22 protein-coding genes are annotated in these 24,562 nt (G+C 71.4%); 12 read left to right on the top strand and 10 right to left on the bottom strand.

Translation table 11 applies throughout. The annotated features are described in order from the left end of the window. Window positions 1-80 precede the first annotated feature (80 nt). Entirely contained in the window at window positions 81-752 is a 672-nt protein-coding gene (locus AC1QRC_RS16790; protein WP_484204399.1) for a hypothetical protein, read from the top strand. 48 nt (window positions 753-800) lie between these two features. Here the strand turns inward: AC1QRC_RS16790 and AC1QRC_RS16785 are convergent, their stop codons facing one another. After that, on the bottom strand, window positions 801-2,210 hold the full coding sequence (locus AC1QRC_RS16785) for a class II fumarate hydratase (RefSeq protein ID WP_484204398.1): 1,410 nt from the start codon (window positions 2,208-2,210) through the stop codon (window positions 801-803). A gap of 46 nt (window positions 2,211-2,256) precedes the next feature. Next, complete coding sequence (gene coaA / locus AC1QRC_RS16780) at window positions 2,257-3,210, bottom strand: type I pantothenate kinase (RefSeq protein WP_484204397.1); 954 nt, start codon at window positions 3,208-3,210, stop codon at window positions 2,257-2,259. A gap of 43 nt (window positions 3,211-3,253) precedes the next feature. On the opposite strand from coaA, the gene glmS reads away from it, so the two are divergent. The 4 genes from glmS (at window position 3,254) to AC1QRC_RS16760 (ending at window position 8,028) form a co-directional block, all read left to right on the top strand. Further along, complete coding sequence (glmS, locus tag AC1QRC_RS16775) at window positions 3,254-5,110, top strand: glutamine--fructose-6-phosphate transaminase (isomerizing) (RefSeq protein ID WP_484204396.1); 1,857 nt, start codon at window positions 3,254-3,256, stop codon at window positions 5,108-5,110. A 4-nt stretch (window positions 5,111-5,114) separates the two neighbouring features. Beyond that, a complete protein-coding gene (locus AC1QRC_RS16770; RefSeq protein WP_484204395.1) occupies window positions 5,115-5,471 on the top strand; it encodes a holo-ACP synthase in 357 nt (118 codons plus the stop codon). 1 nt (window position 5,472) lies between these two features. After that, window positions 5,473-6,948, top strand: coding sequence for a bifunctional ADP-dependent NAD(P)H-hydrate dehydratase/NAD(P)H-hydrate epimerase (locus AC1QRC_RS16765; RefSeq protein WP_484204394.1), 1,476 nt, complete (start codon window positions 5,473-5,475; stop codon window positions 6,946-6,948). Window positions 6,949-7,071: 123 nt separating this feature from the next. Then, on the top strand, window positions 7,072-8,028 hold the full coding sequence (locus AC1QRC_RS16760) for a phosphotransferase enzyme family protein (RefSeq protein ID WP_484204393.1): 957 nt from the start codon (window positions 7,072-7,074) through the stop codon (window positions 8,026-8,028). A gap of 16 nt (window positions 8,029-8,044) precedes the next feature. On the opposite strand, the gene leuA is transcribed toward AC1QRC_RS16760, so the two are convergent. From leuA to leuC, 3 genes are all read right to left on the bottom strand, one after another. After that, complete coding sequence (leuA, locus tag AC1QRC_RS16755) at window positions 8,045-9,775, bottom strand: 2-isopropylmalate synthase (RefSeq protein ID WP_484204392.1); 1,731 nt, start codon at window positions 9,773-9,775, stop codon at window positions 8,045-8,047. 169 nt (window positions 9,776-9,944) lie between these two features. Next, entirely contained in the window at window positions 9,945-10,547 is a 603-nt protein-coding gene (leuD, locus tag AC1QRC_RS16750) for a 3-isopropylmalate dehydratase small subunit (RefSeq protein WP_484204391.1), read from the bottom strand. Window positions 10,548-10,556: 9 nt separating this feature from the next. After that, the gene (leuC, locus tag AC1QRC_RS16745; RefSeq protein WP_484204390.1) at window positions 10,557-11,948 is read right to left on the bottom strand and encodes a 3-isopropylmalate dehydratase large subunit; all 1,392 of its coding nucleotides are present in this window, start codon (window positions 11,946-11,948) and stop codon (window positions 10,557-10,559) included. Window positions 11,949-12,024: 76 nt separating this feature from the next. On the opposite strand from leuC, the gene AC1QRC_RS16740 reads away from it, so the two are divergent. Next, a complete protein-coding gene (locus AC1QRC_RS16740) occupies window positions 12,025-13,149 on the top strand; it encodes a 3-isopropylmalate dehydrogenase (protein WP_484204389.1) in 1,125 nt (374 codons plus the stop codon). A 13-nt stretch (window positions 13,150-13,162) separates the two neighbouring features. Here AC1QRC_RS16740 and AC1QRC_RS16735 read toward each other — a convergent pair whose 3' ends face one another. Beyond that, complete coding sequence (locus AC1QRC_RS16735; protein ID WP_484204388.1) at window positions 13,163-13,750, bottom strand: TIGR03086 family metal-binding protein; 588 nt, start codon at window positions 13,748-13,750, stop codon at window positions 13,163-13,165. A gap of 60 nt (window positions 13,751-13,810) precedes the next feature. On the opposite strand from AC1QRC_RS16735, the gene alr reads away from it, so the two are divergent. Genes alr through AC1QRC_RS16715 form a run of 4 tightly spaced genes read left to right on the top strand, consistent with a single transcriptional unit; the run spans window position 13,811 to window position 17,364 of the window. Next, window positions 13,811-15,007, top strand: a complete 1,197-nt coding sequence (gene alr / locus AC1QRC_RS16730; RefSeq protein ID WP_484204387.1) for an alanine racemase — start codon at window positions 13,811-13,813, stop codon at window positions 15,005-15,007. Further along, window positions 15,004-16,203, top strand: coding sequence for an alpha/beta fold hydrolase (locus AC1QRC_RS16725; RefSeq protein WP_484204386.1), 1,200 nt, complete (start codon window positions 15,004-15,006; stop codon window positions 16,201-16,203). Before alr ends, AC1QRC_RS16725 begins: the two co-directional genes overlap by 4 nt. Window positions 16,204-16,208: 5 nt before the next feature. Continuing rightward, a complete protein-coding gene (gene tsaE, locus AC1QRC_RS16720) occupies window positions 16,209-16,763 on the top strand; it encodes a tRNA (adenosine(37)-N6)-threonylcarbamoyltransferase complex ATPase subunit type 1 TsaE (protein ID WP_484206668.1) in 555 nt (184 codons plus the stop codon). Window positions 16,764-16,773: 10 nt separating this feature from the next. Then, window positions 16,774-17,364 carry an arsenate reductase/protein-tyrosine-phosphatase family protein gene (locus AC1QRC_RS16715; RefSeq protein WP_484204385.1) on the top strand — a complete coding sequence of 197 codons (591 nt, stop codon included), beginning with the start codon at window positions 16,774-16,776 and terminating at the stop codon, window positions 17,362-17,364. A gap of 839 nt (window positions 17,365-18,203) precedes the next feature. On the opposite strand, the gene AC1QRC_RS16710 is transcribed toward AC1QRC_RS16715, so the two are convergent. From AC1QRC_RS16710 to AC1QRC_RS16700, 3 genes are read right to left on the bottom strand one after another with little or no spacing between them, the layout of a single operon-like run. After that, entirely contained in the window at window positions 18,204-19,037 is an 834-nt protein-coding gene (locus tag AC1QRC_RS16710; protein ID WP_484204384.1) for an amino acid ABC transporter ATP-binding protein, read from the bottom strand. Beyond that, complete coding sequence (locus AC1QRC_RS16705; protein ID WP_484204383.1) at window positions 19,037-19,996, bottom strand: amino acid ABC transporter permease; 960 nt, start codon at window positions 19,994-19,996, stop codon at window positions 19,037-19,039. The genes AC1QRC_RS16710 and AC1QRC_RS16705 overlap by 1 nt, the downstream gene beginning before the upstream one ends. 1 nt (window position 19,997) lies before the next feature. Next, window positions 19,998-20,906: an ABC transporter substrate-binding protein gene (locus tag AC1QRC_RS16700; protein WP_484204382.1), complete on the bottom strand. Its 909-nt coding sequence runs from the start codon at window positions 20,904-20,906 to the stop codon at window positions 19,998-20,000. A gap of 377 nt (window positions 20,907-21,283) precedes the next feature. Between AC1QRC_RS16700 and AC1QRC_RS16695 the strand changes: the two genes are divergently transcribed. After that, window positions 21,284-22,762 (top strand): sugar transferase, encoded by a 1,479-nt coding sequence (locus AC1QRC_RS16695; RefSeq protein WP_484204381.1) that lies wholly within the window; start codon window positions 21,284-21,286, stop codon window positions 22,760-22,762. A gap of 160 nt (window positions 22,763-22,922) precedes the next feature. Continuing rightward, on the top strand, window positions 22,923-23,876 hold the full coding sequence (gene pheA / locus AC1QRC_RS16690) for a prephenate dehydratase (protein WP_484204380.1): 954 nt from the start codon (window positions 22,923-22,925) through the stop codon (window positions 23,874-23,876). A 10-nt stretch (window positions 23,877-23,886) separates the two neighbouring features. Here pheA and AC1QRC_RS16685 read toward each other — a convergent pair whose 3' ends face one another. Continuing rightward, entirely contained in the window at window positions 23,887-24,546 is a 660-nt protein-coding gene (locus tag AC1QRC_RS16685) for a GDSL-type esterase/lipase family protein (RefSeq protein ID WP_484204379.1), read from the bottom strand. Window positions 24,547-24,562: the final 16 nt, after the last annotated feature.

Below are 24,562 nucleotides of genomic sequence, written 5' to 3'. Positions count from 1 at the left end.
GATCCGGCGCTGGCCACGATGTGCCGGGTGTCCCCGGCTCCCTAGCGTCGGGAGCACCACCCACGACCCAGGAGGCCGCCATGACCACCACCGTTTCCCCCGCGCCAGGGACCCTGACGGGCTCACGGCAACCACACCGCATACTCCTCGCCGCGGGCCTGAGCGTCAGCGCCCTGACCATCGCCGTCCTCGTGCTCCTGCAGCCCTGGGGCGAGCGCAATGCGTTCGACTACGAGACCCTCTCGGCCGATCGGGCGCTGATGTGGTCGACGCTCCTGCTGGACGGCGTCGCGATGGCGGCGCTCGGCATCTGCCTGGCCCTGATCGTGACCCGGCTCGTGCCGGACCGGGGCGCCGTGCTGGCCCGCGTGGGAGGCACGCTGACCGCAGCCGGCGGCGTGCTCTTCGCGATGGGGATCTATGCGTTCGGGTCGCTGGCCTGGTATGCCACCGACCCGGCGATCCTGTCGCCTGCTGACGGCGCGGCCCTGCTTGAGCACGCCTCCGCCGAAGCAGGGAACGGCAGGATCGTGCACATGGCGGGCTTCTTCGCCTTCACCCTCGGGCTGTTCGTGCTCTGCGCGGCCCTGTTGCGGGCCGGGACGCTGGGGCGTGCCGTGCCGGTCACCGTGCTCGTGCTCAGCCTGGCGGCGTTCCTGGCGCCGTCGTCGGTCCTGAGCTATGTGCAGGCCGCCCAGATGGTCGGGCTTGCCGTGCTCGCGGTCACCGCGGTGCGTGCCGAGTCCCGGTGACGGGCCGGCCCCCGTATGCCGGATGGTCGCCCGGTCCCCACGCTGCGGTCAGGCGTGGGGCCGGGTCATGGACAGCACGTCCAGGGCCTGGTCCAGTTGCTCCTCGGTGAGCTCGCCCTTGGCGACGTGGCCCCGGTCGATGACGACGTCGCGGATGGTCCGCTTCTCGGCCAGCGACTGCTTGGCGACCGCGGCGGCGGCCTCGTAGCCGATGTACTTGTTGAGTGGCGTGACGATCGCGCTGGAGCTCTCGGCCAGCTCGCGGCACCGGTCCGCGTCCGCCTCGAGCCCGTCGACGACCCGCTCGGCCAGCAGCACCGAGGAGTTCGCGAGCAGCTCCAGCGACTCGGTCAGGGCCTTGCCCATCACCGGCAGCATCACGTTGAGCTCGAAGGACCCGGAGGCCCCGCCGTAGGTCAGCGTGGCGTCGTTGCCGATCACCCTGGCGCAGACCATGAGCACGGCCTCGGGGATGACCGGGTTGACCTTGCCGGGCATGATCGAGGAGCCGGGCTGCAGGTCGGGCAGGTGCAGCTCGCCCAGGCCGGCGCGCGGGCCGGAACCCATCCAGCGCAGATCGTTGCAGATCTTGGTGAGGGAGACGGCCACGACCTTCAGGGCGCCACCCAGCGCGACCAGGGCGTCCTGGGTGGACTGGGCCTCGAAGTGGTCGACGGCCTCGGTGAACTCGATCCCGGTGCGCCCGGACAGTTCGCCGATGACCCGGGGGGCGAACTCCGGGTGGGCGTTCAGCCCGGTGCCGGCGGCGGTGCCGCCCAGCGGGAGCTCGGCGGTCAGCGCCGCCGCCTCGGCGAGCCTGCGGCGGCCCAGGGAGATCTGGCGGGCGTAGCCGGCGAACTCCTGACCCAGGGTGACCGGCACCGCGTCCATCAGGTGGGTGCGACCGGCCTTGACGACGTCGGCGAACTCCTCGGACTTGGCGAGGAGAGACTCCTCCAGCTGTGCCAGCGCCGGGTCCAGGGTCTCCTTCCACTCCCGGGTCACCGCGATCCGGATGGCGGTCGGGAAGGTGTCGTTGCTGGACTGGCCGTAGTTCACGTGGTCGTTCGGGTGCACCCGGGTGGCGCCCTCGGTGCGTCCGCGGTTGGCCAGGGTGGCCACCACCTCGTTGACGTTCATGTTGGTGGAGGTGCCCGACCCGGTCTGGTAGACGTCGATCGGGAAGTGGTCGTCGTGGGTGCCCGCCACGACCTCGTCGGCGGCGGCCGAGATGGCCGTGGCGAGGTCCGGGTCGAGCACGCCGAGCTCGGCGTTCACGCCGGCGGCGATCGACTTGACCAGGGCGAGCGCGTGCACGATCGGTGCGGGCACCCCCTGGCCGGAGATGGGGAAGTTGGCGACGGCGCGGGCGGTCTGCGCGGCATACAGCGCGTCCGCCGGCACCTCGACCTCGCCCATGGAGTCACGTTCGATGCGGGTGGCCTGTCCGGTGGTCATGGGCCCATCGTGGCGCACCCGGGGGCCGGGCCGCCAACGGGGTCGGTCAGAGGCGGCGCAACCGCACGCGGGTGACCTTGTGGTCCGGGCCCTTGCGCAGCACCAGCGTGGCCCGCCCGCGGGTGGGGCGGATGTTCTGCACCAGGTTCGGGGCGTTGATGGCGTCCCAGATGTTCTCGGCGATGTCCTGGGCGGCGTCGTCGCTCAACGAGGCGTACCGGCGGAAGTAGGACTCCGGCTGGGCGAAGGCGGTCTCCCGCAGACGCAGGAACCTGTCGACATACCAGGCCTTGACGTCGGACTCCTTGGCGTCGACGTAGACGGAGAAGTCGAAGAAGTCGCTCACCGCCAGCCCGGTCCTCCCGTCGTGCTGCTCCCGCGGGGCCTGCAGCACGTTGAGCCCCTCCACGATGAGGACGTCCGGCCGGCGGACCACGGTCTTCTCCCCGGGCAGGATGTCGTAGGTCAGGTGGGAGTAGACGGGGGCGGTGACCTCGGGGTGACCGGCCTTGACCGCCGTCACGAAGCGCAGCAGGGCACGGCGGTCGTAGGACTCCGGGTAGCCCTTGCGGCTCATCAGGTTGCGCCGCTCCAGCTCGGCGTTGGGGAACAGGAAGCCGTCGGTGGTGACCAGCTCCACGGTCGGTCCCGACTCCCACCGGGCGATCAGCTCGCGCAGGATGCGGGAGGTGGTGGACTTGCCGACCGCGACCGAGCCGGCCACCCCGATCACGAACGGGGTGCGCTCCCGGCGCTCGCCGAGGAAGTCGCCGGTCACCCGGTGCAGGCCCTCGGTGGCCCGTTCGTAGAAGGACAGCAGCCGGGACAGGGGCAGGTAGACGTCCTCGACCTCGGCGATGTCCAGCCGATCACCCAGTCCCTGGAGCCGGCGGACCTCGGCGGCGTCGAGCTGCATCGGGTGCTGATCGCGCAGCCTGGCCCAGGCAGCTCGGTCGAGCTCGACGTAGGGCGTGGGCTGACTGGCGCCGTGGGAAGCCATGGCGGACATTCTGCACGGCCGTCGCCCGGTTAGGCTGTGCGGCATGTGCGGAATCGTGGGATACGTGGGCCCGGAGAGCAGCGGCAAGGCTCTCGACGTGGTCATGGAGGGGCTGGGCCGGTTGGAGTACCGGGGGTATGACTCCGCGGGTGTCGCGCTGGTGGCAGACGGCCGGGTGGAGGGGCGGAAGCGGGCGGGCAAGCTGGCCAACCTGCGCCAGGCCCTGGACGACAAGCCGGTGCCGGAGTCGGCCACCGCGATCGGGCACACCCGGTGGGCCACGCACGGTGGGCCGACCGACGACAACGCCCACCCGCACCGCGGCGGCACCGGGGGCAAGCTCGCCCTGGTCCACAACGGCATCATCGAGAACTTCCACGCGCTCAAGCAGCAGCTGGTGGCCGACGGGGTGGAGTTCCGCTCCGAGACCGACACCGAGGTCGTCGCCCACCTGGTGGACGCCGCCCACGGCCGGCTGGGCGACCTGACCCAGGCGATGCAGGAGGTCGTCAACACCCTGGAGGGGGCGTTCACCCTGCTGGCGGTGCACGCCGACCAGCCGGACACCATCGTCGGTGCCCGGCGCAACTCCCCGCTGGTGGTCGGTCTCGGCGAGGGCGAGAACTTCCTGGGCTCCGACGTGGCCGCGTTCATCGGCTACACCCGCCACGCGCTGGAGCTGGGCCAGGACCAGATCGTCACCATCACGCCGGACTCCCACACCGTCATCAACTTCGACGGCACGCCCTCGGACGGCAAGGCCTACGAGGTCACCTGGGACGCGGCCGCCGCGGAGAAGGGCGGCTACGACACCTTCATGGAGAAGGAGATCAACGAGCAGCCGCACGCGGTCGCCGACACCCTGCTCGGCCGCACCGACGCGGAGGGGCTGCTCACGCTGGACGAGATGTCGCTGTCCGAGGAGGACCTGCGCGCGCTCACCAAGATCGTCATCGTGGCCTGCGGCACGGCCTCCTACGCCGGCATGGTCGCCAAGTACGCCCTCGAGCGGTGGACGCGGATCCCCGTCGAGGTCGAGCTGGCCCATGAGTTCCGGTACCGCGACCCCGTGGTGGACGAGCACACCCTGGTGGTCTCCATCTCCCAGTCCGGCGAGACGATGGACACCCTGATGGCGGTGCGGCACGCCCGCGAGCTGGGTGCCCGCACCCTGTCCATCTGCAACACGCACGGGTCGACGATCCCGCGGGAGTCCGACGCGGTGCTCTACACCCACGCCGGCCCCGAGATCGCCGTGGCCTCGACCAAGGCCTTCCTGGCGCAGATCACCGCGAGCTACGTGCTGGGTCTCTACCTGGCCCAGGTGCGCGGTGCGGACCAGAGCATCATCGCCGAGGTGATGCACCAGCTGCAGCAGATCCCCGACAAGATCCAGACCGTGCTGGACGGCATGGACCGGGTCACCGAGATCGCCTACTTCATGGCCGACACCCGGTCGGTGCTGTTCCTGGGTCGACACGTCGGCTTCCCGGTGGCGATGGAGGGCGCGCTGAAACTCAAAGAGCTCGCCTACATCCACGCCGAGGGTTTCGCCGCGGGCGAGCTCAAACACGGGCCGATCGCGCTGATCGAGCCCGGACAGCCCGTCTTCATCGTGGTGCCGCCGCCGGACTCCGAGCACGGGCTGCACGGCAAGCTGGTCTCCAACATCCAGGAGATCCGGGCCCGTGGCGCCCGCACCCTGGTCATCGCCGAGGAGGGCGACGAGGCGGTCGTCCCGTTCGCCGACGTCGTCATCCGGGTCCCCGCGACCCCGCCCCTGCTGGCGCCGCTGCTGACCGTGGTGCCGCTGCAGGTCTTCGCCCTCCAACTGTCCACCGCCAAGGGGTTGGACGTCGACCAGCCCCGCAACCTGGCCAAGTCGGTCACCGTCGAGTGACCCGATGATCATCGGCGTGGGCATCGACGTCGTCGACGTCGCACGCTTCGCCGCCCAGGTGGAGCGGACCCCGGCGCTGCGGGAGCGTCTCTTCACCGAGTCCGAGCGCGAGCTGGGCACCAACTCCCTGGCCGCTCGGTTCGCGGCGAAGGAGGCCCTGGCCAAGGCGCTGGGTGCCCCGGTCGGGCTGCGGTGGACCGACTGCACGGTGGTCAGGGCCGGTGACGGCCGACCACACCTGAGCATCGTCGGCACGGTGCGGACCCGCGCGGACGCCCTCGGGGTGACCTCGTTGCACCTCTCGCTGTCCCACGATGCGGGGATCGCCTCGGCCGTCGTGGTGGCCGAGGGCGGCGGCTGAGGTGATCGCGTCCTACGCGGTCCCCGACGTCCGCCGGGCCGAGCAGGAGGCGATGGCCGGTCTGCCCGACGGGGAGCTGATGGCCCGCGCCGCACAGGGGCTGGCAGCGGTGGTCGCGGCCCGCGCGGAGCACAGCCGCGCCCGGACCGTGGTCGTGCTCGCCGGACCGGGGGACAACGGCGGGGACGCCCTGTATGCCGCAGCGCACCTGGCCGCCCACCTCGCCGTCGCCGTGGTCGGGGTGGGCGAACGATTGCATCCCGGGGGGACGGACGCGGTGACCGGTGCCGGCGTGCCGGTCCACCGGCTCGACCCCGGCCAGCACGAGCTCCCCGAGGAGGTGCGACGGGTGGTGGCCGAGGCCGACATCGTCGTGGACGGCCTGCTCGGCATCGGGGGCCGGGCCGGGCTGCGGGGAGCGATGGCCGCGCTGGCCGCGGCGGTGGGGGACGACAGCTACCTGATCGCGGTGGACCTGCCCAGCGGTGCCGACCCGGCCGGGGAGCAGCCGCTGGGTCTGGCGGTCTTCGCCGACGAGACCGTCACCTTCGGCGTGCCCAAGCCGGTCCACCTGCTGCCCGCGACCGAGCCGGCTATCGGCCGTCTCACGGTGGTCGACATCGGGCTGACCGAGCCCGAGGGTGCCGCCGTCGAGCGCCTCACCTTCGACGACGTGCCCGGGATGTGGCCGTTGCCCGTCCCCTCCGACGACAAGTACCGCCGCGGGGTGCTCGGTGTGGTCGCAGGCAGCGACCGGTATCCCGGCGCCGCCGTCCTGACCAGCACCGCCGCGGTCTGTGCTGGTGCCGGAATGGTCCGCTACGTGGGCCCCGCCAGGCCGGAGGAACTCGTGCTGGGGGCCTGCCCGGAGGTGGTGCCCGGCGCCGGCCGGGTCCAGGCCTGGGTGCTCGGGCCCGGCCTGGCCGGTGACGACGCCACACCCTCCGGTGCCGCGCAGCTGGAGGCCTGCCGGTCCGCGCTCGCCGGTGACCGGCCCTGCCTGGTCGACGCGGGGGCGCTGGACCTGCTCGACGGCCCACGGGAGGCCCCCACCCTGCTCACCCCGCACGCCGGGGAGCTGGCCCGCCTGCTCAGCCGGCTCGGCGGCCACGAGGTGACCCGTGACCAGGTGGAGGAAGCGCCGCTGGAGCACGCCCGTGCGGCCGCGCGCCACACCGCCGCAGTAGTGCTGCTCAAGGGGTCGACCACCCTCGTCGTGCCGCCGGACGACCGCCCGGTCCGTTCCCAGAACGACGCTCCCGCATGGCTGGCGACGGCCGGGGCGGGCGACGTGCTCGCCGGGCTCGCCGGCACCCTGCTGGCCGCGGGCCTCGACCCGCTCGACGCCGGCGCACTCGGCGCCCTCGTCCACGGGGTGGCGGCCGACCGGGCCAACCCCGGTGGCCCGGTGCGCGCGCTCGCGGTGGCACACGGCATACCCGCCGCCGTCGCCCACCTGCTGCACCGCCACCCCTGACCCGACCCCCCACCCCGACCGGACGCGTGAGCTGGCGGTCTCCACCCCCGACCGGACGCGTGAGGTGGCGGACCCGCCGAGAATCGAGTTGGGGGGCACCACGATCTCGCCTACCGTGGCCGCGTGGACCCCACCGAGCTCGCCGCAGCCTTCACCCTGTTCGCCATCGAGGAGGACTCGCTGACCCGGTGGGCGGAGGTGTACCGGGCGACGACCGCCGACGGCACGCCCGTCGTCGTCAAGCGCACCGCGACCGAGGAGCCGCGCGCCCGGGCGATGGCCGGATGGACGACCCGGCTGCGGGACGCCGGGCTGCCGGTCGTCGCCCCGCTGGGCCTCGGCGCGGCCAACCCCCAGCAGGTGGGGGAGGACTGGTGGGTCGTCTACCCCTTCGTGACCGGCGAGACGTATGCCGGCACGTCCGCCCACCTGGCAGCCGCCGGGGAGTTGCTGGGCCGGCTGCACGCTGCCCCCGTCCCGGTGGCCGACCTCGGACTGCGGGAGTACGCCTTCCCGGACTCGACCGAGGAGGACATGGAGGGGGACCTGGTCACCCTCGAGGGTGTGCTCGGGGAGCAGGGGGCTCCCGAGCTGGCGGCATCCGTGGCGGCTCTCAGTCGCCGTTGGTGGCGTGAGTCGCTGCCGGCACTCCGGGACCGGTCGGATGAACTGGTCGGGACCGGCGTGTGCAGCGACTACAAGGCCAACAACCTCGTCTTCACCGGCGGCGTGGGCCTCGACCCAGCCCCGGTCCTGGTGGACCCGGACAACGGTGGCCTGGAGCCGCGGCTGTTCGACCTTGCCCTGGCGGTCGTGCTCTTCCACAACGAGTGCGACGGCGCACCCGGCCGGTTGTTCACCGCCGCCGAGTGGGAGACCTTCGTCACGGCATACGTGGGGCAGGTCGAACTGACCCCAGCCGAACGTGAGCTGTGGCCCGCGGCCCTGGACCACATGTTCTGGGAGGAGGGCAGTTGGGCGCTGGAGGACAACGACGAGCAGGCGTGGGCCGACCCGCGGCAGCGCGCGTTCCTGCTGGACCTGGCTGCCGCCGGACCCGAGCGCTACCCGCTGCCCTGACGCCCGCGGCGCGGCGTCAAGGGGTAGTCGGGCGGTTCAGGGCGCTGCAGACGGCGCGGAGCGAGGCGGTGACGATGTTGGGGTCGATGCCGACGCCCCAGCGCACCTCGCCGTCGACGGCGCACTCGACGTAGGCCGCGGCCACGGCGTCGTCGCCGGAGCTGAGTGCGTGCTCGGAATAGTCCAGCACCCGGACGTCGTGACCCTCGCCTGCCAGCGCCTGGACGAACGCGGCGATGGGCCCGTTGCCGGTGCCCTCGATGACCTTGTCCTTGCCGTCGATGGTGATGACGGCGGTGATGGAGTCGCGGCCGTCCGGCTGGGTGCGGCTGTCGACGGTGCGCAGCCGGAGGGGCTCGGTGCGGGCCAGGTACTCGTGCTCGAAGGCCGCCCAGATCGCGGCCGGGGACATCTCCCCACCCTCACCGTCGGTGTGCTGCTGGATCACCCGGCTGAACTCGATCTGCAGCCGGCGCGGCAGGTCCAGCTTGTGCTCGGTCTTCATCACGTAGGCGACGCCGCCCTTGCCGGACTGGGAGTTCACCCGGATCACGGCCTCGTAGCTGCGGCCCACGTCCTTGGGGTCGATGGGCAGGTAGGGCACCTCCCAGCGGAAGTCATCCACCGGGGTCCCGGCCTCGGCGGCGTCCCGGTCCATCGCCTCCAGCCCCTTCTTGATGGCGTCCTGGTGCGATCCGGAGAACGCGGTGAAGACCAGGTCGCCGCCGTAGGGGTGGCGCTCGGGCACCGGCAGCTGGTTGCAGTGCTCGACGGTGCGCCGGATGGCGTCGATGTCGGAGAAGTCGATCTGCGGGTCGATGCCCTGGGAGAACAGGTTCATCCCCAGCGTCACCAGGCACACGTTGCCGGTGCGCTCGCCGTTGCCGAACAGGCAGCCCTCGATCCGGTCGGCGCCGGCCAGGTACCCCAACTCGGCGGCGGCCACCCCGGTGCCCCGGTCGTTGTGCGGGTGCAGCGACAGCACGACGTGCTCCCGGTGCTCCAGGTGCCGGTTCATCCACTCGATCGAGTCGGCATACACGTTGGGGGTGGCCATCTCCACGGTGGCCGGCAGGTTGATGATCACCGGGCGCTCGGCGCTCGGCTCGAACACCTCCATCACCTTGTTGCAGATCCGGGCGGCGAACTCCAGCTCGGTGCCGGTGTAGGACTCGGGGGAGTACTCGTAGAAGACGGTCGTCTCGGGGATCTGCTCCTCGAACTTCTTGCACAGCCGGGCGCCGGTCACCGCGATGTCGATGATGCCGTCCATGTCGGTGTTGAACACGACCCGGCGCTGCAGCGTGGACGTCGAGTTGTACAGGTGCACGATGGCCTGCTTGGCGCCGGCGATCGACTCGAAGGTGCGCTCGATCAGGGCCTCCCGCGCCTGCGTCAGCACCTGGATGACGACGTCGTCGGGGATCAGGTCCTCCTCGATCAGCATCCGGACGAAGTCGAAGTCGGTCTGGCTGGCGGCCGGGAACCCGACCTCGATCTCCTTGTAGCCCATCTCGACCAGCAGCTCGAACATGCGCCGCTTGCGATCCGGGCTCATCGGGTCGATCAGCGCCTGGTTGCCGTCGCGCAGGTCGACCGCGCACCACCGGGGGGCTTCGGTGATGGTCTTGGCCGGCCAGGTGCGGTCGGGCAACTCGACGGGGGTGAACGGTGCGTAGCGCTGGAACGGCATGCCGGAGGGCTGCTGCGGGTTGCGCACGGACTCGGGGGTGGTGGTGATGCTCATAGGTGGCTCTTCCTCGCTGGGGCTGTCGGGGTGTCCGGGACAGCAAGAACTCCGCAGCGAGGGGCCGGACTTAACTGGCCTCGCTGCGGCAGCAAAGGAGCAGCACGCGATGCATCGCGGACAACCCTAGCCCATGGGGCGGCGGCCTGTCACCGTCGCGCCGGTGGGCTCAGGAGGTGGTCCCCGCCGTGACGACCGGTTTGTGGGACGGACGCTTCTCCTCGTATGCCGTGATGTCGGCCTCGTGGCTCAGCGTCAGTGAGATGTCGTCCAGTCCGTTGAGCAACCGCCAGGCCACGTAGTCGTTGACCTCGAACGTGGTGGTGATGTCACCGGCGACGACGGTCCGCTCGGTGAGGTCCACGGTCACGCTGGCGCCCGGCTCGTTCTCCAGGTACTTCCAGATCAGCTCCACGTCGTCCTGGGCGACCTGGGCGGTGAGCAGCCCGCCCTTGCCCGAGTTGCCGCGGAAGATGTCGCCGAAGCGCGAGGAGATCACGACGCGGAAGCCGTACTGCATCAGCGCCCAGACCGCGTGCTCGCGGGAGGAGCCGGTGCCGAAGTCGGGGCCGGCCACCAGCACCGAGCCCTCGCGGAAGGCGTCCAGGTTCAGGACGAACTCCGGATCCTCCCGCCAGCGGGCGAACAGTCCGTCCTCGAAGCCGGTCCGGGCGACCCGCTTGAGGTAGGACGCGGGGATGATCTGGTCGGTGTCGATGTTGCTGCGGCGCAGCGGGACTCCGACGCCGGTGTGGGTGGTGAAGGGTTCCACGGCTGCTCCTTACAGGTCGTCGGGGGAGGACAGGGTGCCGCGCAGCGCCGTCGCGGCGGCCACGGCCGGGGAGACCAGGTGGGTGCGCGACCGGGCGCCCTGGCGTCCCTCGAAGTTGCGGTTGGAGGTCGAGGCGCAGCGCTCCTGCGGGGAGAGCTGGTCGGGGTTCATCCCCAGGCACATCGAGCACCCGGCCAGCCGCCACTCTCCGCCGGCGGCGGTGAACACCTCGTCCAGCCCCTCGGCCTCGGCCTGGAGCTTGACCGCGTGCGAGCCGGGCACGACCAGCATCCGGACCCCGTCGGCGATGCGCTTGCCGCGCAGCAGCTCGGCCGCGGTGCGCAGGTCCTCGATCCGCCCGTTGGTGCAGGACCCGAGGAAGACGGCGTCGACCGCGATCTCCTTCATCGGGGTGCCGGCCGCCAGGTCCATGTAGTCCAGCGCGCGCCGGGCGGCGTCGGCCGCGGCCTCGTCACCGAAGGTTTCGGGGTCCGGGACGGCGGAGCCTAGCGGCACGGACTGGCCGGGGTTGGTGCCCCAGGTGACGTAGGGCGAGAGCTCGGCGGCGTCGATGACGACCTCGGCATCGAACGTGGCGTCCGGGTCGGTGCGCAGCTCACGCCACTCCTCCAGGGCCCGGTCCCAGTCGGCGCCCTGCGGGGCATGCGGCCGGTCCTTCAGGTAGGCGAAGGTCGTCTCGTCGGGGGCCACCATCCCGGCCCGGGCGCCGGCCTCGATCGACATGTTGCAGATCGTCATCCGGCCCTCCATCGACAGCGACTCGATGGCGCTGCCGCGGTACTCCAGGACGTACCCCTGCCCGCCGCCCGTGCCGATCCGGTTGATCACGCCCAGGATGATGTCCTTCGGCGAGACCCCCTGGGGCAGGTCGCCTTCGACGGTGATCGCCATGGTCTTGAACGGGGCGAGCGGCAGCGTCTGGGTGGCCAGGACGTGCTCCACCTCGCTGGTCCCGATCCCCATCGCCAGGGCCCCGAAGGCGCCGTGCGTGGAGGTGTGGGAGTCGCCGCACACGATCGTCATACCCGGCTGGGTCAGGCCCAACTCGGGCCCGATCACGTGCACGATGCCCTGCCCGAGCCGGCCGCGCTCGTGGTGCACGATGCCGAACTCCTCGCAGTTGCGCTTCAGCGCCTCCAGCTGGGTGCGGCTGACGATGTCGAGCACCGGCCCGGCGGTGGTCGGCACGTTGTGGTCCTCGGTGGCCACCGTGAGGTCGGGGCGACGGACCCCGCGGCCGGCCAGCCGCAACCCGTCGAAGGCCTGCGGGCTGGTGACCTCGTGCACCAGGTGCAGGTCGATGTAAAGAAGGTCCGGTTCTCCCTCGGCTCGGCGCACGACGTGCGACTGCCAGACTTTCTCTGCCAGGGTCCTACCCATCGGGCCACTCCTTCCGAGGTGGTGGTTGTAGGACACACTGTAGTCGCCCGTGTTCGCATGATTCGAAGGAGTGGTTATGGGTCACCACCGGTTGGCGGTCATCCCCGGGGACGGGATCGGACCCGAGGTCACCGAGGCGGCGCTGGCCGTGCTCGATGCCGCCGAGCAGCAGTTCGGCTTCACGACAGAGCGCACCACGGTGCCGCTCGGGGCCGATCGTTACCTGGAGACCGGTGAGCTGCTCCCCGACGGGGACGTGGCGCAGTTGCGGGCCCACGACGCGATCCTGTTCGGAGCCATCGGCAGCCCGAAGGTGACCCCGGGGGTCTTGGAGCACGGTGTCATCCTGGCGCTGCGGGCCACCATGGCGCAGGCCATCAACCTGCGCCCGGTCCGGCTCTACCCGGGTGTCCCGACCCCGATCGCCGGTCTCACCCCGGACCGCTGCGACCTCGTGGTCGTCCGTGAGAACAGCGAGGGCGCCTACGTCGGCCGGGGCAGCACGGTGCACCGCGGCACGCCGGCCGCCGTCGCCGTCCAGGAGTCGGTGAACACCTGGTATGCCGTGCACCGCGCGGTGGACTTCGCCTTCCGGCTGGCCCAGCAGCGCCGCCACAAGCTCACCCTGTGCCACAAGACCAACGTGCTGGTCGAGGCCGGCCAGCTGTGGCTGTCGGTGATGGAGGAACTCTCGGCCCGGTACCCCGACGTGGAGACGGACTACGTCCACGTGGACGCGATGTGCATGCACCTGCCGACCACCCCGGAACGGTTCGACGTGGTGGTCACGGACAACCTGTTCGGCGACATCGTCACCGACCTGGGGGCCGTCCTGGCCGGTGGCCTGGGGGTCGCCGCCAGCGGCAACCTCAACCTGGACGGGTCCGGCACCAGCATGTTCGAGCCGATCCACGGCTCCGCGCCGGACATCGCGGGTCGTGGCTGGGCCAACCCGGCGGGGGCCGTCCTGTCGCTGGCGCTGGCCCTGGGCTCGGTCGGCGAGGGCGACGCCGCGGCCGCCGTGGAGGCCGCCGCAGCCGCCGTGCTCGCCGAGCTGCCCGCCCTGGCCGGTGAGGAGATGGGCGCCAGCACGGCCGAGGTGGGTGACCGGATCGTGGCCCGGCTGGGCGACGCCGACGCGCAGGAGGCCATGGGCGACAGCCTGATGGAGCAGCTGGCCGCCGTGCGGCAGGGCGACTAGGCGCAGCCTCCGGTCAGGACCAGTCGGGGTCCCGGCCGCTGAGCGCGAGGGCCCGGTCCAGCGTGTCGGGCGGCGGGTCCAGGTCCGGCCGCAGCGGCACAGGCGGCTCGTAGGAGCCCTCGCGCCGGTCACCGAGCGACTCCAGGTGGGACAGCACCGCCCGGGCGGTGGCCTCGTCCGGCTCGTAGTGCACCCCCACCGCCCGCGAGAGGTCCCAGCCGTGCAGCACCACCTCGGTCAGCGCGGCCAGGCCCACCTGCTCGGCCGGCTGGTCGATCCCGCCGATCCGGGTCTCGCCCTCCCACGCCCCCGGTCGGTGCCAGGCCAGCACCAGCTCCTGCACGTGCCGCGGCAGCCGCGTCGCCCAGCCGTCGCTGAGCACGAACTCCCGCTCGGCGGGCGAATTGTCGGTCCACGGGCCGAATTCGCGGGTGGCACTGTCGGCAAACGCCTTGGTCAGCTCGTCGAGGTGGGCCACCAGCACCGATACCGGCCAGTCCCGGCACGGGGTGGGCAGGTCCAGGTGCTCGGCGTGCACGGCGCCCAACGCGTTGAGCAGCGCGACGCCGGCCGGGTCGAGGTCGGGATGGCGGGTGCTCATGCCCCGAGTCTGCCCAGGTGCGCGATCTGCGGCAACAGGACTGACAGACTGACCCTCACCATGAACACCTCGTCCGCCTTTCCCGCCGAGGTCCGGGTCGACCTGGACGCCATTGCCGGCAACGTCGCAGAGCTGGGCCGCAGAGCCGGGTCCGCCGGGGTGATGGCCGTGGTGAAGGCCGACGCCTACGGCCACGGGTTAGTGCCCAGTGCCCGGGCGGCGCTCGCCGGCGGCGCCTCCTGGCTGGGCGTCGCGCAACTGCAGGAGGCCCTGGACCTGCGCGCCGCGGGGATCAGCGCGCCCGTGCTGTCCTGGCTGCACGCGCCGGGGATCGACTTCGTGGCGGCGCTCGCCGCGGACGTGGACCTGGCCGCCTCCGCACCCTGGGCGCTGGAGGCGGCCAGCGCGGCGGCCCATGCCACCGGGCGCACCGCCCGGGTGCACCTGAAGGTCGACACCGGCCTCGCGCGCAACGGGGCCTACCACGCGCAGGCGGGCGGACGGCATACGGATTGGCAGATCCTCGTCGAGCAGGCCCGGCGGCTGGAGGCCGAGGGTGCGCTGGAGGTGGTGGGCCTGTTCACCCACTTCGCGTATGCCGACGCCCCCGGGCACCCCACGGTGCGGCAGCAGCAAGAGGCCTTCGCGGCGGCCGTCGCGACCGCCGAACGCGCCGGCCTCACCCCCCAGGTGCGGCACATGTCCAACTCCGCGGCCACGCTCACCAGCCCCGGGTCCGCCTGGGACCTGGTGCGTCCGGGACTGGCGGTCTACGGGTTGTCGCCCGCGCCAGATCTCGGCACGCCCGCCGAGCTCGGCCTGGTCCCCGCCATGACGGTGACCGCCCGCGCTTCGGTGGTCAAGCGGGTGCCGGGGGGCCAGGGGGTCTCCTACGGGCACACCTACACCACGAGCGGCCCGACCACCCTGGTCGACGTCCCGCTCGGGTATGCCGACGGCGTCCCCCGGCACGTCTCGAACCGGGCGTCGGTGCTGGTCGCGGGGCAGCAGCGGCCGATCGCCGGGCGGGTCTGCATGGACCAGTTCGTGGTGGACGCGGGGGACCTGCCGGTGTCGGCGGGCGAGGAGATCGTGCTGTTCGGGTCCGGTGCTCAGGGGGAGCCGACTGCCCAGGATTGGGCAGAATCGGCCGGCACGATCAATTATGAGATCGTCACCCGGTTCGGACCCCGGGTGCCACGGGTCTATGTCGGAGGCGCGGCCGCAGCGGCCGCCGGAGACGGTGCGGAAGGGTGAGCACGACGGGACGCAACACGATTCTGGGTATTGGTGCCGGGGTGGCGGCCGCGGGGCTGGCCACCGTGGCGGGGGTGGCCATCGACCGTCTGTGGCGGGACCGCGAGCACGCGGTCGCGTTGGGCACCGACGAGGACTTCACGGTCGAGCCGAGCCGCACGGAGGTGGTGGTCGCCGACGACGGGGTCCCGCTGCACGTCGAGGTCGACGAGCCCGACGACCCGGTCGACGGGCGGCCCACCGTGGTGCTCGGGCACGGCTACACCCTGGACCTGCGGTGCTGGGTCTACCAGCGGCGCATGCTGCGGGAGGCCGGCTACCGGGTCGTGGTGTGGGACAAGCGGGGCCACGGCTCCTCGGGGGTCGGCGAGGCCGACCACAACAACGTCGAGCAGCTCGGGTCCGACCTGCACCGGGTGCTGGACCAGGTGGTGCCGACCGGTGACCTGGTGCTGGTGGGGCACTCGATGGGCGGGATGACGATCATGGCGCTGGCCGAGGCGGACCCCGAGCTGGTGCGGGAGCGGGTCGTCGGGGTGGCCTTCGTCGCCACCAGCGCCGGGGGCCTGGAGCGGGTCACGTGGGGGCTGGGCAAGGTGCTCGGCGGTGCGGTGAACCGGCTCGGCCCCGTGGTGATGTCCACCATGGCCGGGCGCCAGGAGGTCGTCGACTCGGTGATGCGGGGCGGCCGTCAGCTGCAGGAGTTCCTGGTCGACGGCGGGTCGTTCGCCTCGCCCGTGCCGCTGTCGGTGGTCCGGCTGACCGCGGACATGATCTTCGGCACGACGATGGAGGTGATGGCCTCCTACGCGCCCGCGCTGAACCGGCACGACAAGCGGCAGGCGCTGGCCAACTTGGAGGGCGTCGAGGTGCTGGTGCTCAACGGCGACAAGGACATCCTGACCTCCACCGAGCACAGCGAGGAGATCGTGGAGATGCTCCCCGGTGCCGACCACGTCGTGGTCGCCGAGGCCGGGCACATCATCATGCTCGAGCACCCGGCGGTCGTCGGGGAGCAACTCCTCGCCCTGGTGCGCCGGGCCGAACGGTCCGCCACCGTGACGACGCCCGCGTCGGCCATGCCCCGCTCCGCCCGCGGCACCCGGCGCCGGGTCACCGACCTGGACAAGCAGCGCCGCGACCGTGCCACCCGTCCGACCCGGCGACGTGCCCAAGCCCGTCGGGCGGACGCGTGACCGGTCTGCCGGGTGGGGTGCAGGCCGGTGACGACCTGACCCGTCGCCTGGTCGACGCCGACGACACCCGGGCCGTGGGGGCCGCGCTCGGGCGCCTGCTGCGGGCCGGGGACCTGGTGCTCCTGGTCGGCGGTCTGGGTGCGGGCAAGACGACCCTGACCCAGGGGATCGCCGAGGGCTTGAGGGTACGGGGGCCGATTATCTCCCCGACGTTCGTGCTCTCCCGGGTGCACCCCTCGGAGGTCGGTGGCCCCGCGCTGGTGCATGTCGACGCCTACCGGCTCGGTGGCTCGGCCGAGCTCGACGACCTCGACCTGGACGACAGCGTCGAGTCCTCGGTCACCGTGGTCGAGTGGGGCCAGGGCCTGGTCGAGCAACTCGCCGAGGCCCGGCTGGAGATCGTGCTGCAACACCCCGAGGACCTGGCGGAGGTGGAGGTGGACCCGGACCTGGCGGAGGCAGCGGACTTCCGCATGCTGTCCCTGCGCACCGTGGGGGAGCGGTGGTCCGACCCCACTGTGGCCTGGGCGCTCGCGGATGCTCTGTCGGGTGGCACGTAAAGTCCCCGTCATGCAGGAACAGACCACACAGGGACAGATCCTGACCGTGTGCACCGGCAACATCTGCCGGTCCCCGCTGCTCGAACGCGTCCTGCAGGACGCGATGGACCGCCGCTGGGGCGCCGGGGCTGTGCCGGTCCGCAGCGCCGGCACCCGGGCAATGGTGGGGAGTCCGATGGATCCGCAGTCGGCACAGGAGCTCGCCGGGTTCGGGGCGGTCCCGGACGGGTTCGTCTCGCGGCAGCTGACCCCCGATCTCGTGGCGGCGGCCGACCTGGTCTTGACCGCGACCCGGGAGCACCGCGCCGAGGTCGCGCGCACCTATCCCAAGTCGCTGCGCTACACCTTCACGATCGGCGACTTCGCCGACCTGGCCTCGGCTATGCCTGCCGAGGAGCTCCCGTCCACCAGGGACGCGGGCGAGTGGGTCCGGGAAGTGACGGCGACCCTAGCGGCGCGGCGGGGACTGGTGCGTCCGCGGGAGGCCGTCGAGGTGGACATCGTCGACCCGTACCTGCGGGCGGCCTCGGTCTACCGCGAGATGACCCGGCAGGTGAGCGCCGTGCTGCCACATGTGAGGCGCGCGCTCACCGGCCGCTGAGCACGCTCGTCACCTGGAGCCGGCTCCAGGTGAATCAAGCCGGCCTCGTCCCGTGCCTTCCCGCCGACTGCACCAGATATTCGCGGAATCTCGAAAGAATCCGGCAATATCCGGTCCACTCGGCGTGAGATGCCGCAGCCCCTGGGTGCAAGGTGTCCTCGGTATGAGGACAGGGCTGGCCGGGGGTGTCCTCGTGGCGAGGACATCGCAGGTCGGCAGGCCCGTGTGGTGGGTTGATCCGGTGGTGTTGTGCGCGTCGGGGGCGTGTCAGATCTCGCGTGTCATTTCTATGGGGTCATAGGCCCCTTCATCCTCCACACGAGTCGAGGGCCGTCCGGCGAGGCGTCTGGCGAGGCGTCCGGGCGCGACTTCGCGGCGGCTCCTGGCGGCCTGGCGGGGTGTCCTCGTAGCGAGGACATCGCAGGTCAGGTGGGGTGTCCTTGATACGAGGACAAGGCCGGCCGGGTGGGGTGTCCTCGATACGAGGACAGGGCCGGCCAGCAGGCCTGTGGTGGCCCGGTCTGGCGGTGGTGTGCGCGTCGGGGGCGTGTCAGATCTCGCGTGTCATTTCTATGGGGTCATAGGCCCCTTCATCCTCCACACGAGTCGAGGGCCGTCCGGCGAGGCGTCTGGCGAGGCGTCCGGGCGCGACTTCGCGGCGGCTCCTGGCGGCCTGGCGAGGTGTCCTCGTAACGAGGACATCGCAGGTCAGGTGGGGTGTCCTCGATACGGGGACAGGGCCGGTCAGGGCGGAGGTGTCCTCGAGATGAGGACATCGCAAGTCAGCCCCGCAACATCAGGCTGCGAAGGGCGTCCCAACTGTCAGTGCGTCCTCACTGTCAGTCGACGGGCTCGCCCGGCTGGCGCACGTGGTCGGGGATCTCCTCGACCACGTCCGGTTGTTCCTCGCGGACGCGCTGCAGGAAATTGCGGGTGCGCTGGTGCTGCGGGTTGACCAGGATCTCCTTCGGGGGGCCCTCCTCGACGACGACCCCGCCATCCATGAACACCACGTGGTCGCTGACGTCGCGGGCGAAGGCCATCTCGTGGGTGACCACGACCATCGTCATCCCGCTGACGGCCAGGTCCCGCATCACCGCGAGCACGTCACCGACGAGCTCGGGGTCCAGGGCCGACGTGGGCTCGTCGAAGAGCATCAGCTTGGGGTGCATGGCCAGGGCCCGGGCGATCGCCACCCGCTGCTGCTGACCGCCGGAGAGCTGGTTGGGGTAGGCGCGTGGCTTGTCCTGCAGACCAACCCGCTCCAGCAGGCCCAGCGCCTCCGACTCGACCTCACGGCGTTTGCGCCCCTGCACGACGACGGGCGCCTCGCAGATGTTCTCCAGCACGGTCTTGTGCGGGAAGAGGTTGAACCGCTGGAACACCATGCCGATGTTGCGTCGCTGGGCGGCGATCTCGCTGTCCTTGAGCCGGTGCAACTTGCCGTTGACGTCGCGGTAGCCGATGAGGTCGCCGTCGACCCAGATCCGGCCGCCGTCGATGGTCTCCAACTGGTTGATGCACCGTAGGAAGGTCGTCTTGCCCGAGCCGGAGGGCCCGAGCAGGGTCACCACCTGCCCGGCCTGGACCGACAGGTCGATCCCCTTGAGCACCTCGTTGTGGCCGAACGCCTTGGTGACGTTCACGGCCCGGACGAGCGACTGCATACTCATCACCCCTCACCGTCCGCGGCGGCGGCCGCCGGGGCGTGGTCCTGCCGGGCGCCGTAGCCGCGGTTGAAGTACCGCTCAAGGTAGAACTGGCCCACCATCAGGATGCTGCCGATGATGAGGTACCACAGGCAGGCGGCGACCAGCACTGGGAAGACCTCAAAGGTCCGGGACCCGATGGAGCGCAGCTGGAAGAACAACTCGTTGCTCACCGGCACGGCGATGAGCAGGGAGGTGTCCTTGACCATGGAGATCAGTTCGTTGCCCGTGGGCGGCACGATCACCCGCATCGCCTGGGGGAGCACGATGCGACGCATCGTGGTGCCGCCGTCCATCCCGAGGGCCTGGGCGGCCTCGGTCTGACCGTTGTCGACCGAGAGGATCCCGGCCCGGGAGATCTCGGCCATGTAAGCGGCCTCGGACAGACCCAGGCCGATCGCGCCCCCGGTGACTCCGACGAAGACCTGGTTGGCGTCCAGACTGAGGAACCGCCAGTCGCCGTCGATGCCGAGCAGGCCCGTGATCTGGTGATCGAACGGGAAACCGAAGTCCATGCCGCCCACGAAGAGAATCCCCAGGCTGCCCATGATGGTGAGCAGCACCAGGCGCGGCACTCCGCGGAAGAACCAGATGAAGGCGAACGCCACACCGGAGAGCACCGGGTTGGGCGAGAGCCGCATCACCGCCAGCATGACGCCGAGGGTGACGCCGATGAGCATCGCCAGCACGGTGACCAGCAGGGTGCCCATGATCAGGCCGTTGATGACCGGCGGGCGGAACATCGACTCGAACACGAAGGGCCAGTTGAACGCCTCGTTCGTGACGAGCATGTTGACGAACATCGCGACGAGCAGCGCGATGAGCGCGACGGCCGCCCAGCGGCCCGGGTGCCTGACCGGGACCGCGTCGATCTTGCCCGGTCGCTCAGTGTCCGGAGGAGCTCCGGGGGCTGAGCCGGACATCTCAGGGGTTGACGGCGAAGTCGTCGATGGCGCCGTCCTCCACACCCCACTCGGTCAGGATCTCCAGGTAGGTGCCGTCCTCCTCGAGGGAGGCCAGCGCGGCCACGATGGCCTCCGCGAACTCGGTGTCCTCCAGCGGGGCGACGTAGCCGTAGGGAGCCGCGTCGTACACGTCCCCGACCGCCTCGATGCTGCCGTCGGTCTGGGCCACCGCGTAGCCGATGATGGGGGAGTCGGCGAGCATCGCCTGCGCCTTCCCGGTCACCAGTGCCGAGGTGGCCTCGTCCTGGCCCTCGTAGGGCTGGACGGTGAACGGGTCGTCACCGCAGGCCTCCTGCCGCTCGGGCAGGTCGACCTCCTCCTGCACGGTCCCCGCCTGCACCGCGACGGTGAGGCCGCAGGCGTTGTCGGGGTCGACCCCGTCGGGGTTGCCGGAGGCGACGGCCCACTGGGTGCCGGCGTTGAAGTAGCTGATCATGTTGACCTGGGTCTTGCGCTCCTCGTTGATCGTGAAGCTGGAGACCGCGACGTCATAGCGGTCGCTGGTCACGCCGACGATGAGCGTGTCGAAGCCGGCGTTCTCGTACTGCGCCTCGAGACCCAGCTTGGCGGCCACCGCGTCGAACAGGTCCATGTTGAACCCGACGATCGTCGAGCCGTCCTCGTCGAAGAACTCGTTGGGGGCGTAGGAGGCGTCGGTGCCGACGCGGAGCACGCCGGCCTCGGCGATGTCCTCCGGAACCATGGCGGCCAGCTCCTCATCGACCTCGACCGACGCGCCGGCGTCGCCCTCCCCTCCAGCGCCCTCGCCGGGGTCTCCTTCGTCGGAGCCGCACGCGGTCAGCGTGAGGCTGAGCGCCGCGGCGCCAATGAGCCAACGGGTCACGGTGGTGGTAGTGCGCCGGGTCATGGGGTGTCCTTCCCTCGAGCAGTTGCTTGGGGGTCATCCTGCCGCAGGTTTCGCCACCACGTCAGCACTTCGCCCCTGTGTCCGCGTGGCGGGAGGTATCACGGACGGAGGTTCGGACTCCTCACGCAAGCCGGACAAGCGAACTCGCGAGAGGAACTTTTCGGAGGGACTAGCCAAATGCTCCACAAACATCTAGTCTGCTGATGGTCAAGAAAGAGTAAAGCCCCCAGAGGGAGTCCGGGGGCAGAGCCGAACTCAGAACGACACACGCCAGGAATGAGATGTCTGCACACTTGCGAGCCGAGGCAGGGGAACCGTTACTCGGAGCGGTAGGCGGGGGAAGCGTTGTCCACGGACGCCAGGCCCCGCCGCTGTTCGTGCTGCCGCCCGTCGCCGAGGGCGCCCCCGCGGTGCCGGCGCGCCGCCACCCGGGGATGCGCCGCTACATGACCCGATACCTGCGCACCCTGCGCGCGGTCGACCTCGCCATGGTGCTCATGGCTGTGATCCTCGTCCAGGTCTTCGAGCTGGGCCGGGTCACCCTGTTCCCGACCGTGGAGTCCTCACCGTCCCAGCTGCGTACCATCGTGCTGGGCCTGGGGTTGGTCGTGGGTTGGATGGTGATGCTGCAACTGCACTCCACCTACGACCCCCGCCGAATCGGCCACGGGATCCAGGAGTACCGCCTGATCGTCACCGCGAGCATCTGGTTGCTGGCGGCGTTCTCGGTGGCGGCGTTCGCCTTCGAGCTCAACAGCGCCCACCGCTACGTCCTCTACGCCTTCCCGCTCGCGACCTTGCTGTTGCTCACGGGCCGCTGGATTGCCCGCAAGTGGCTGGTGGCCCAGCGGGCAGCGGGGCGGATGTCGGACCGGGTGCTGCTGGTCGGTGACCGGGACCACGTGCAGACACTGTCCTCCGCGCTGAAGCGGACCCCCGGAGCCGGCTACCAGGTGCTGGGGGCGTGCACCGACGACGCCGTGGGCACGCTCGGGGACGGCACCGAGGTGCTGGGCCGGGAGGCCGACGTGCTGGACCAGGCGCTCGCCCACCAGGTCGACGTCATCGCCGTCTCCAGCTCGGCAGGCATCGGGACCAAGGGGCTGCGCAGGCTCGGCTGGGCCCTCGAGGGGACCTCCATCGAGCTGGTGGTGGCCCCCGGCATCATGGACGTGGCAGGCCCCCGGGTGCTGACCCGGCCGATCGACGGTTTGCCCCTGATCCACGTCGAGGCGCCGCGTTTCACCGGCCCCCGCGCCGTGGTCAAGGCCGTGCTGGACCGGGTCGGCGCCACAGTCGGGCTGCTGCTACTCGCGCCGGTCTTCCTGGCGGTGGCGGTGCTCGTCAAGCGCGACGACCCCGGCCCCGTGTTCTTCCACCAGGAGCGGGTGGGGCGCAAGGGCGAGCGCTTCCCCATGATCAAGTTCCGGAGCATGGCGGTGGACGCCGAGGACCGGCTGGCCGAGCTCGCCGCACAGAACGAGGGTGCCGGCCCGCTGTTCAAGATCCGGGAGGACCCCCGGATCACCAAGGTCGGCAAGTACCTGCGCCGCTACAGCATCGACGAGCTGCCGCAGCTGGTCAACGTCCTGAAGGGCCAGATGAGCCTGGTCGGGCCCCGGCCGCCGCTCCCCACCGAGGTCGAGCAGTACGAGCACGACACCCGGCGTCGGCTGCTGGTCAACCCCGGCATGACGGGGCTCTGGCAGATCAGCGGCCGGACCGAGCTGGACTGGGAGGAGGCAGTGCGGCTGGATCTCTACTACGTGGAGAACTGGACCCCCCTGCTGGACCTGATGATCATCTGGCGCACCTTCCGCGTGGTCCTGGACGCCAGGCGCAACGGCGCGTACTGAGCCCGAGGGAGCACGGCGGGCCGCCGGGACGTCCAGTGGTCGTCCCGGCGGCCTTCCCCTCGTGGCACCGGCCAGCCCCTCGTGGCACCGGCCAGCCCCGTCGTGGCGCCAGCCCGCCCCTGTCGGGGGTGCTGGCCCGCCGAGCCACTAGGGTGCGCATGTGAGTGAGCAGCAGGCGCCCCGGACGGTCGGCTACCTGGGCCCGGCCGGGACCTTCACCGAGCAGGCGCTGCGTCGCCTGCACCCCGACCATGCCGAGCCCTGGGCCGCGCCGACCGTCGAGGCAGCCCTGGACGGCGTGCGCACCGGCGACCTGGATCGGGCTGTCGTGCCGTTCGAGAACTCGATCGAGGGCGCCGTCTCGGCGACCCTCGACCAGCTGATCCATGGCGCGCCCCTGGTGATCACCCAGGAGACCCATGTCGCTGTGGAGTTCGCGCTGCTGGCCCGCGCCGGCACGACCCGGGAGGCGGTCCGCCGGGTCGCCACCCATCCCGTCGCCGCCGCCCAGACCCGTGAGTGGGTGGCCCGGAACCTGCCCGGGGTCGAGGTGATCCCCGAGTCCTCGACCGCCCGTGCGGCAGCCCTGGTCGGCGCCGAGATCTACGACGCCGCGATCTCGGCACCCCTGGCTGCCGAGGTGCATGGGTTGACCACGCTCGCCGAGGGGATCGCCGACACCCCCGGCGCTGTCACCCGCTTCGTGGAGCTCGCCCGGGAGGGCGTGGCCCCGCCGGCCCCCACGGGGGCGGACACCACGACGCTGGTGGCGTTCATCCGGGACAACCGGCCCGGCGCCCTGCTGGAATTGCTGGAGCAGTTCGCGGTCCGGGACGTGGACCTCTCCCGCCTGGAGTCCCGCCCGACGGGGCAGGGCATCGGCCGGTACTGCTTCACGATCGAGGCGGTCGGCCACATCGCCGAGCCCCGGATGGCCGAGGCCCTGGTCGGACTGAAGCGGACCTGCGCGCAGGTCCGCTTCCTGGGGTCCTACCCGCGGGCCGACGGCGTCGCGGTGCCGGTGGCCGACGAAGCCGGCCCCACGGCATACGCCCAGGCGAAGGAGTGGGTCGCCCGGCTGCAGGGGAACCCTTCGCCGGAGGGCGCCCCGTAGGGGCAGCGGGTCAGTCGGCCAGCTGCATCCAGCGCAGCCAGCCCGCGTGCAGCACCAGCCAGGCGATCAGCCCGTAGCCGGCCTGACCCGGGTGGACCGTGTCGCCGGAGGCGAGGTCGGACTGCCACTGGTCGTGGTCGCGCAGGGGGGCGAAGCAGTCGACGAACGGCACGCCGCGCCGGGCGCACACGTCGGCCTGGGCGTCGGAGAGCTGGGCCAGCTTGCTATTGAGCTGGGCGTCCAGCTGGGGAGTCGGGCCGACCACGAAGGTCGAGATGCCGGTGGTGGTGGCCTCGTCCAGGATGTTGGCCAGGTTGAGACGGGACCGGGCCGTGGTGATCTCCTGGTGCACGTCCTCGGCGCCGACCCCGACCACCAGGCGTCGCTCGCCGCGGTCCTGCCACCGGGGCGGGCACTCGGTGCGCCACCGGTTCATCACGTCCGCGCTGGAGTCCCCCCGCACCCCGAGGTTGTAGGCGCTCAGGTCGGCCTCCTGGAGCGGGGTCCGGCCCACGACCCGGCTCACCCAGCCCAGGGCCTTCGGGTCGCCGTAGCCGGCCACGAAGCCGTCGCCCACGAAGCACAACCCGATGTCCCGGGGGCCGTCGCCGACCTGGAAGTTGGCGCTGGGTGTGAACTCGACGGGTGTCCCGTCAGTGCCAGACGTCACGAATGCTCTCTCCTGT

Source organism: Ornithinicoccus sp., from assembly GCF_057176825.1.
This window is presented reverse-complemented; position numbering and strand designations above follow the sequence as displayed.

Excerpts from the sequence above, each read along its gene's own strand:
- AC1QRC_RS16790 (WP_484204399.1), top strand. The coding sequence starts at position 81 with ATGACCACCACCGTTTCCCCCGCGCCAGGGACCCTGACGGGCTCACGG.
- AC1QRC_RS16785 (WP_484204398.1), bottom strand. The coding sequence starts at position 2,210 with ATGACCACCGGACAGGCCACCCGCATCGAACGTGACTCCATGGGCGAG.
- coaA (WP_484204397.1), bottom strand. The coding sequence starts at position 3,210 with ATGGCTTCCCACGGCGCCAGTCAGCCCACGCCCTACGTCGAGCTCGAC.
- glmS (WP_484204396.1), top strand. The coding sequence starts at position 3,254 with ATGTGCGGAATCGTGGGATACGTGGGCCCGGAGAGCAGCGGCAAGGCT.
- AC1QRC_RS16770 (WP_484204395.1), top strand. The coding sequence starts at position 5,115 with ATGATCATCGGCGTGGGCATCGACGTCGTCGACGTCGCACGCTTCGCC.
- leuA (WP_484204392.1), bottom strand. The coding sequence starts at position 9,775 with ATGAGCATCACCACCACCCCCGAGTCCGTGCGCAACCCGCAGCAGCCC.
- leuC (WP_484204390.1), bottom strand. The coding sequence starts at position 11,948 with ATGGGTAGGACCCTGGCAGAGAAAGTCTGGCAGTCGCACGTCGTGCGC.
- AC1QRC_RS16740 (WP_484204389.1), top strand. The coding sequence starts at position 12,025 with ATGGGTCACCACCGGTTGGCGGTCATCCCCGGGGACGGGATCGGACCC.
- AC1QRC_RS16735 (WP_484204388.1), bottom strand. The coding sequence starts at position 13,750 with ATGAGCACCCGCCATCCCGACCTCGACCCGGCCGGCGTCGCGCTGCTC.
- alr (WP_484204387.1), top strand. The coding sequence starts at position 13,811 with ATGAACACCTCGTCCGCCTTTCCCGCCGAGGTCCGGGTCGACCTGGAC.
- AC1QRC_RS16715 (WP_484204385.1), top strand. The coding sequence starts at position 16,774 with ATGCAGGAACAGACCACACAGGGACAGATCCTGACCGTGTGCACCGGC.
- AC1QRC_RS16710 (WP_484204384.1), bottom strand. The coding sequence starts at position 19,037 with ATGAGTATGCAGTCGCTCGTCCGGGCCGTGAACGTCACCAAGGCGTTC.
- AC1QRC_RS16705 (WP_484204383.1), bottom strand. The coding sequence starts at position 19,996 with ATGTCCGGCTCAGCCCCCGGAGCTCCTCCGGACACTGAGCGACCGGGC.
- AC1QRC_RS16700 (WP_484204382.1), bottom strand. The coding sequence starts at position 20,906 with ATGACCCGGCGCACTACCACCACCGTGACCCGTTGGCTCATTGGCGCC.